The sequence below is a fragment of the uncultured Campylobacter sp. genome, assembly GCF_937949835.1.
GTDB lineage: Bacteria > Campylobacterota > Campylobacteria > Campylobacterales > Campylobacteraceae > Campylobacter_B.
The window spans coordinates 1-5,781 of record NZ_CALEDC010000346.1 but is presented as its reverse complement, the minus strand read 5'-3'; the positions used below and the strand labels follow the sequence as shown (position 1 = coordinate 5,781).

At 44.9% G+C, this 5,781-nt stretch carries 9 protein-coding genes; 7 read left to right on the top strand and 2 right to left on the bottom strand.

What is annotated here, in order from left to right:
- The coding region (locus Q0256_RS07940) for a hypothetical protein (RefSeq protein WP_297962006.1) at positions 1-599 on the bottom strand (599 nt) is incomplete at its 3' end.
- Between the two features lie 97 nt (positions 600-696).
- On the opposite strand from Q0256_RS07940, the gene Q0256_RS07935 reads away from it, so the two are divergent.
- From Q0256_RS07935 to Q0256_RS07905, 7 genes are all read left to right on the top strand, one after another.
- A complete protein-coding gene (locus Q0256_RS07935) occupies positions 697-867 on the top strand; it encodes a hypothetical protein (RefSeq protein WP_297895305.1) in 171 nt (56 codons plus the stop codon).
- Positions 867-3,056: a transposase family protein gene (locus Q0256_RS07930; RefSeq protein ID WP_297962004.1), complete on the top strand. Its 2,190-nt coding sequence runs from the start codon at positions 867-869 to the stop codon at positions 3,054-3,056. Before Q0256_RS07935 ends, Q0256_RS07930 begins: the two co-directional genes overlap by 1 nt.
- 60 nt (positions 3,057-3,116) lie before the next feature.
- Entirely contained in the window at positions 3,117-3,983 is an 867-nt protein-coding gene (locus Q0256_RS07925) for an AAA family ATPase (protein WP_297962002.1), read from the top strand.
- Between the two features lie 13 nt (positions 3,984-3,996).
- Complete coding sequence (locus tag Q0256_RS07920; RefSeq protein WP_297962000.1) at positions 3,997-4,179, top strand: hypothetical protein; 183 nt, start codon at positions 3,997-3,999, stop codon at positions 4,177-4,179.
- A 64-nt stretch (positions 4,180-4,243) separates the two neighbouring features.
- Entirely contained in the window at positions 4,244-4,414 is a 171-nt protein-coding gene (gene nrdD / locus Q0256_RS07915) for an anaerobic ribonucleoside-triphosphate reductase (protein ID WP_297961997.1), read from the top strand.
- A gap of 136 nt (positions 4,415-4,550) precedes the next feature.
- Positions 4,551-4,826, top strand: a complete 276-nt coding sequence (locus Q0256_RS07910; protein WP_297895520.1) for a sigma factor-like helix-turn-helix DNA-binding protein — start codon at positions 4,551-4,553, stop codon at positions 4,824-4,826.
- Positions 4,823-5,131 carry a hypothetical protein gene (locus Q0256_RS07905; protein ID WP_297961996.1) on the top strand — a complete coding sequence of 103 codons (309 nt, stop codon included), beginning with the start codon at positions 4,823-4,825 and terminating at the stop codon, positions 5,129-5,131. Before Q0256_RS07910 ends, Q0256_RS07905 begins: the two co-directional genes overlap by 4 nt.
- Positions 5,132-5,233: 102 nt before the next feature.
- Here the strand turns inward: Q0256_RS07905 and Q0256_RS07900 are convergent, their stop codons facing one another.
- Positions 5,234-5,734 (bottom strand): hypothetical protein, encoded by a 501-nt coding sequence (locus Q0256_RS07900; RefSeq protein ID WP_297961994.1) that lies wholly within the window; start codon positions 5,732-5,734, stop codon positions 5,234-5,236.
- Between the last annotated feature and the right edge of the window lie 47 nt (positions 5,735-5,781).

Below are 5,781 nucleotides of genomic sequence, written 5' to 3'. Positions count from 1 at the left end.
CGACTATCGACCGTTTTGGCGACTTCGGCACTTTTATCCTTTTTCTCTTCAGCCATATTTTCACCTCCTTTCTCGTGATATACGGAAACTATAGCAAACGAAGAGATAAAAAATATTACCGCGAAAGATAAGTAAGTAACGACTCTTAAAATTCTACCGGTTTTATTTACGTTATCTTGAGCGAGGCCTAAGGCTTTTGACGTAACATCTAGCATAGCTATTAGACCTTCTGTGTGTTCGCTATCGCCTTGTTTGATGTTTTCTTTAAAATATGCATTATCGAGATTGGCGGTGAGCCTAACGGCGCTGCTTTTAATGGCTATTAGGCAAAGAGTAATTATTGCCACGGTAGTTATAACGATCGCCGATAAAAAATAAAATTGCGATGAGCTTATCTCATCTAGTTTTATCGCATAAAAAGCCGCACCTACGATACTAAAAGAAAGCCACAGAAACATCCTAATCAGGGTTAATTGAGAGGGGATGACAGAGGTAGTGATATTATCTAAATCTTTGCGTTTAGCTTCGAGATTTAGCTTCAAATTTTTCTCGTAATTTTCAAGACTCTTAGCTTTCGGCTCATCTTTTCTAGTTTCCATAATATCCCCTTTTTTGCGGAATTTTTGAATAATATTATATCGGCAAAGCGCTTAAGTTTTTACTTTAATAATGGAAAAATCTAAAAAAGGAGCAAATATGCCAGGATATAGAGTAAAACCGGTCTCAAAGGCCGTGAAGCAAAAGCTAAAGTATGATCTAAAAGACTACTGTGCGATGCGAGGACTAAGCTTAAGCAGCTTTTACAAGGGCTATATAAGCCAAAAAGCTAAAAAGATACTAGAAAAAGACGGCATAAAGGTAGCCTAATGTGGGTAAATTCCAAACGTGCGGCTGAAATTTTAAGTGTAAATTTAAGAAAACTACAAAGAAGAGTAGTTAAAGCCCAAGCTAGTGGGAAAAAATTTTGCACTATTAAACCTAATATATTAGGTTTCACCTACACAGATGGCATCGGTCGCGGTGGTAAAACCCTTCAAATTTGGATTGACGATAGCCTGATAAACAACGAAAGCAGCGAAATTTCGCGACAAAGCGAGAGCGTTTGCGACAATAAGCACGGCGGAGCAAATTTAAACGGCGCGGCTGCGGCAGATCCGTCCGCAAGCGGCGGCGCTTTAAACTTAAGCAATGCATCAATCTGCGGTAGTGCGCAGAGCCTAAACGGCGCGAGGCGAGATTTAAACGGCGCAGAGCAAAGCTCAAGCGATCCGAGCAGCGCGACAAGCCTCCCTGCTATCGCTACTTGCTCGGACAAAAAACGCAAAGCCGCTTTTGAAAAATACGACGTAATCAAGGCGTGGGAAGATGCAAAAGGCAAGATAAGTGAGGCCGCTTTTCTGGAGTATATCAACGCGAAAAAGATATGCTGCGTAAAGGTAACCGCAAATAAGCTCTACGACTGGCAGCGTAAATTTAAAAGAGGCGGGCTGGATGCGCTAGTGGACGAGCGGGATAATAATAAGACCCTAAAGCTTGACGCGCTAGGTCTTGCGCCGCTTTGTGTGGAACTGATACTCGCATGCAGCGGTATGGGCAAGGTAGATATAACAAACATCTACAAAGCACTAAATTATCACGCGGCAAAAAACTCTCTCATAAACTTTGAGGATTTTCAAGGCAAAAGAGACGAGATTGTAAGCTATGAGGTCGTAAATCGCTTCGTAAACAACTACCTAAACAAAAATAAGCTTGTAAAAAACATCATCCTTTACGGCGAGGATGGAGCGGTCGGTCGCGGCTTACCGGCTCTTGGCATCAGTAACTACGCCGTAAGCACGATAAACGAGGTCGTGGAGATAGACGGCAGTCCGCTGGATCTAATCTGCAACGCTAGCGAGCTTTGCGAGCTAATCGGCTGGCAAAACGTCAGCACTATCTTTAAAGACAAAGACGAATTTCAAAACTATGTAAAAGAGTGGCAAAAGCGCTACACCATCATCGCTCTAATCGATACGTATAGCGGGGTAGCGACTTTTCACATCAGCGATAGTGAAAATTCTCTCTCTATTGCTAGAGCCGTCGCCAAATATATCGTGCGCTACGGCAAGCCAAAGGTAATCAAGGGCGATAACGGCAAGGCGTTTAAGAGCGAATATATGAAAGAGGTTTTAGGCGCGCTTGATATCGAATATAAGGCGGTAAGAGCCTATAGCGGCTGGCTTAAGCCTTATGTGGAACGAAATTTTAGAGCTTTGCAGCATAGCTTCAGCGCAAATTTGGCGGGCTTCATCGGACACAATATCTCGCAGCGCCAAGCCATAGAGTTTTTTCGCTCTAAAAAAGAGCGCCGCCTAAAAAGAGGCTACAAGACGAATCTAACGATGCTAAAAAACCTAAGCGAGGTGCAAGAACTGATGGATATGTATGCGGAAAAATTTCTAAACACCCGCTACCTTGAGCGCCTTGATACTACCTGCGCAGCTGCGTATAGCGCAAAGATAGGCGATGCTGTGTACATGGACGCTCTAAGCATCAGCGCGCGTCTTGGCGGACGAGAGCTGAAACACGTGCATAAAAAAGGCATTAGCCTAGATGGTGTGAGGTTTTACAGCGTGGAGATGTACGGGCTTGAGCGCGTATGGGTCAGCAAAAACGTCAATAATATAAACGAGTGCTTTTTATGGAGCGAGGATAACAAATTTATCGGCGTTGCCTCTACGCTTGATTTGGATGAAGGGGTAAGTGCCGAGGAGGCTAAAAGCGCGCAAAAGCTATTTAATAAGCGCCTAAAAGAGACTAAAAAGCAGATGGACGCTGCATCGATCGCACACCGAGCGGATTTCGAGCAGATAGTGCGCATGGTAGAAGCAAAGCCCGCCGCAATGCCTAAGCCGCAAGCGGCGAATAACGAAAGCAGGCTAATAGATGCCGCGTTAAAAGGGGCTAAAAGCTTGAACTCTAGCGTAGCTTTGAGCGATGAAATTTTGAGCGCGCAAGCTGCGCAGCGCAAAGCAGAGCGCAAGATAAAGAGCTTTGAGGAAGTAGTCTGCGGATAAGGCGCTTTTAAAGGGCATAAAATGTCTTTTAAAAGCCCCTTTATGGGCAAAGGAGAAAATATGCAAGAGATTATATCTAAGCTAAACGAATTCTTAGAGGGCGGAAGCGTGAGTATGAGTGCGCTTGCGCGGGCTTTAGGCATCAGTCCGGGAGCGATAAGTCAGTTTCGCGCGGGCAAATATAAGGGCGATAATGCGGCGATCGCAGCCAAGATAGGCGCCTATATCGATGCTAGCGCCAAAAAAGCAAAAGAGTTTGCCGCCTCGCCCGCGCGAGATGAAATTTTCAATTCACGGGACTACAAGATGGCGAATTTCGTCATCTCCGAAGCCGTAGGCGAGCGCGAGATAGCTTTGCTTTACGGCACCGCAGGTAGCGGCAAGAGCACGATACTACGCGACTTTGCCGCCAAAAATCCTAACGCGGTGCTAATTGAAGCTACTTGCCACACCAACGCTAACGCTTTGCTTGGCGAGCTATGCGAAGCGCTAAGGCTGGAAGTCGCAGGCAGCGCTAATGCAAAATTAAAAGCGATTTCAAGCTTCCTAAAAACCGCCGATAAGGTGCTGCTAATCGATGAAGCCGAGCATCTGCCTCTAAGAGCGCTTGAGGATCTACGTAGAATTTACGATTTTTCGAGTACTCCGCTAATTCTAGCAGGCACGGAGATTTTGCTAAAGAATTTAGTGGGGCGCAATAAGGAGCTTAGGCAGCTATATAGCCGCATTTGCGGCAAATGGGCTATGCAGGGGCTCAGCAAAGAGGAGAGCGATGCTTTTTACGGCACGGGGATCTTCGCTCACGCCAAAGGTAACTTCCGCGCGTCCGAAAAGTTACACAAAAAGTCGGTCCGCCTAGCGGCTCTTAACGGCTGCGCCGTGGGCGAGGAGATCATAGCCCAAGCCTGCGGCATGGTAATTTTATAAGGAGGAATAAGAGATGAAAGCTTATGAGAGTATGAAAATGAGCGATCTAAAGGCTTGCAAAGATGAGATCATAATCGCGCACTCATTCATTCTCTTCAAGACCCCGAGGGGGTGGATCGCAAAGATGAGAAAGCGCGAGAGCATAACGGTACCGATCCCGCACTTCCGCCGCGGGCTCGGGACGATCTGGAGCTAAGGCTTTGATTTTAAATGGCGCCCCGTGCGGGCGTCTTATAAAGTCAAATTTAAAAGGAGTGGATATGAAATTTCCTAAAGAGCTTGAAGCAAAACGCACCAAGTGCGTCGTTTACACGAGGGTTATGGGCTATCTACGCCCGGTAGAGAGCTTCAATATTGGTAAAGTGGGCGAGCATAAGCAGCGCGTGCTATTTGAAGAGAAGAAAGATGTCGCTAGCACTAAGCAAGCGTGAAGGCGCAAGAGCTCGCCGAAATTTTAAAATTTTGCTTGCAAAATTTCTGAAACTTCAGGTGGGTGCAGGGAGCATAGCTCCCGCTCGCAGGGCGGGCTTAGCTCGCCCGAGAAGTTAAAACAAAAGGAAGGGTGAAATGCAAAGAATTCAGGGCTACCGCACGGACAAGGTATGCGCCGAGCGGGTGAGGATGCTAAAGGGCGATGCGGATGTAGCTTACCGCGAGCTTGCGGCGATGCTAGGCATCAGCGTCGAGCGCGTCGCGATGATAGAACGCACGGCGCTTGCGAAGCTTAGGCACCCGAAAAACCGCAAGAAGTGGATGGAGATATTTGAAACCATCGCAGAGCTTGAGCGCTGCGAAGCTCAAAGGCTCGGTAGCGGCTGGAGCCTGAAAGGAACGAAGAGTTGAAGCTAAAGGATTTGATAAACCTAAACGCGCAGGATTACAGCGCCGCAGCTCTGCGCGAATTACACGCAAAGATGAGCGCCACCGTGCCTGATATGGTAAGCGTAGGTCTTCGCTCGGTGCGTCGCGACGAGATAAGAGACGGGGAGCTTGTAAAGGGCTGGGCATTTTACGTGGGCTTTTGCTACGGGGATAAAAAGCCTTGCGCGGAAATCGCATGCTTTGGCAGACTTCACATTTGCGCCGATGAAACTATGGCGGCAGATCCGTATATAGAAAAGATTTTAAGGAATTTAAAAGAGCCTTAATAACGCCCAAAGCTTTTAATGGAGTTTTTAAATTTAAAAACTTACCACAGACAAAACCCGGAAAAGGCGGAATACTGTGGAATAACGGTGGCTACTTATGTATCAGTTAGGAACTTCACTAAATGAAATAACATTATCCGCAGGTAATCTAGAATCGACAAAAGTTGAAATAAAAGTTGGTTTAGGAGTAAATACCTTTGCTTTTTTAACCTCTTTAGCCTTTACTAGCAAGATATCACCATATTTATCGCCTAATAAGCCATTCTTTTCTGAAATTTCAACATCAAAGTCAGAAAAATTAAAGAATTGCATATTTTTATACTCTAGATTTTCTATGTATACATAAAAATAAGCATAAGCCTCTTTGCATTCTTTTCTAAGCGAAGCTCTAGGATTATTTATTAAAGAAATTTTATTAGCATTATAAAATTTTAATTTTAGATTCTCCGCAGGATTAAGCGTATATGTTCCTACATCCTCTATGTTTATCTGCACAACTTCGGAAGATTTATTTATAATCTCATATTCAAAAAGTCCTGTGAAATATCCGCAGGAAGAAAAAAGAAACAAAGCAAATCCTAATAATAAAAAATATTTTTTCATAAAATCACCTCTGCAAAAAACTATAACAACTTACAAAAAATAAAGCA

What these genes read in the sequence shown, in the direction of transcription:
- Q0256_RS07935 (WP_297895305.1), top strand. Translation starts at nt 697, where the DNA reads ATGCCAGGATATAGAGTAAAACCGGTCTCAAAGGCCGTGAAGCAAAAG.
- Q0256_RS07930 (WP_297962004.1), top strand. Translation starts at nt 867, where the DNA reads ATGTGGGTAAATTCCAAACGTGCGGCTGAAATTTTAAGTGTAAATTTA.
- Q0256_RS07925 (WP_297962002.1), top strand. Translation starts at nt 3,117, where the DNA reads ATGCAAGAGATTATATCTAAGCTAAACGAATTCTTAGAGGGCGGAAGC.
- Q0256_RS07920 (WP_297962000.1), top strand. Translation starts at nt 3,997, where the DNA reads ATGAAAGCTTATGAGAGTATGAAAATGAGCGATCTAAAGGCTTGCAAA.
- nrdD (WP_297961997.1), top strand. Translation starts at nt 4,244, where the DNA reads ATGAAATTTCCTAAAGAGCTTGAAGCAAAACGCACCAAGTGCGTCGTT.
- Q0256_RS07910 (WP_297895520.1), top strand. Translation starts at nt 4,551, where the DNA reads ATGCAAAGAATTCAGGGCTACCGCACGGACAAGGTATGCGCCGAGCGG.
- Q0256_RS07900 (WP_297961994.1), bottom strand. Translation starts at nt 5,734, where the DNA reads ATGAAAAAATATTTTTTATTATTAGGATTTGCTTTGTTTCTTTTTTCT.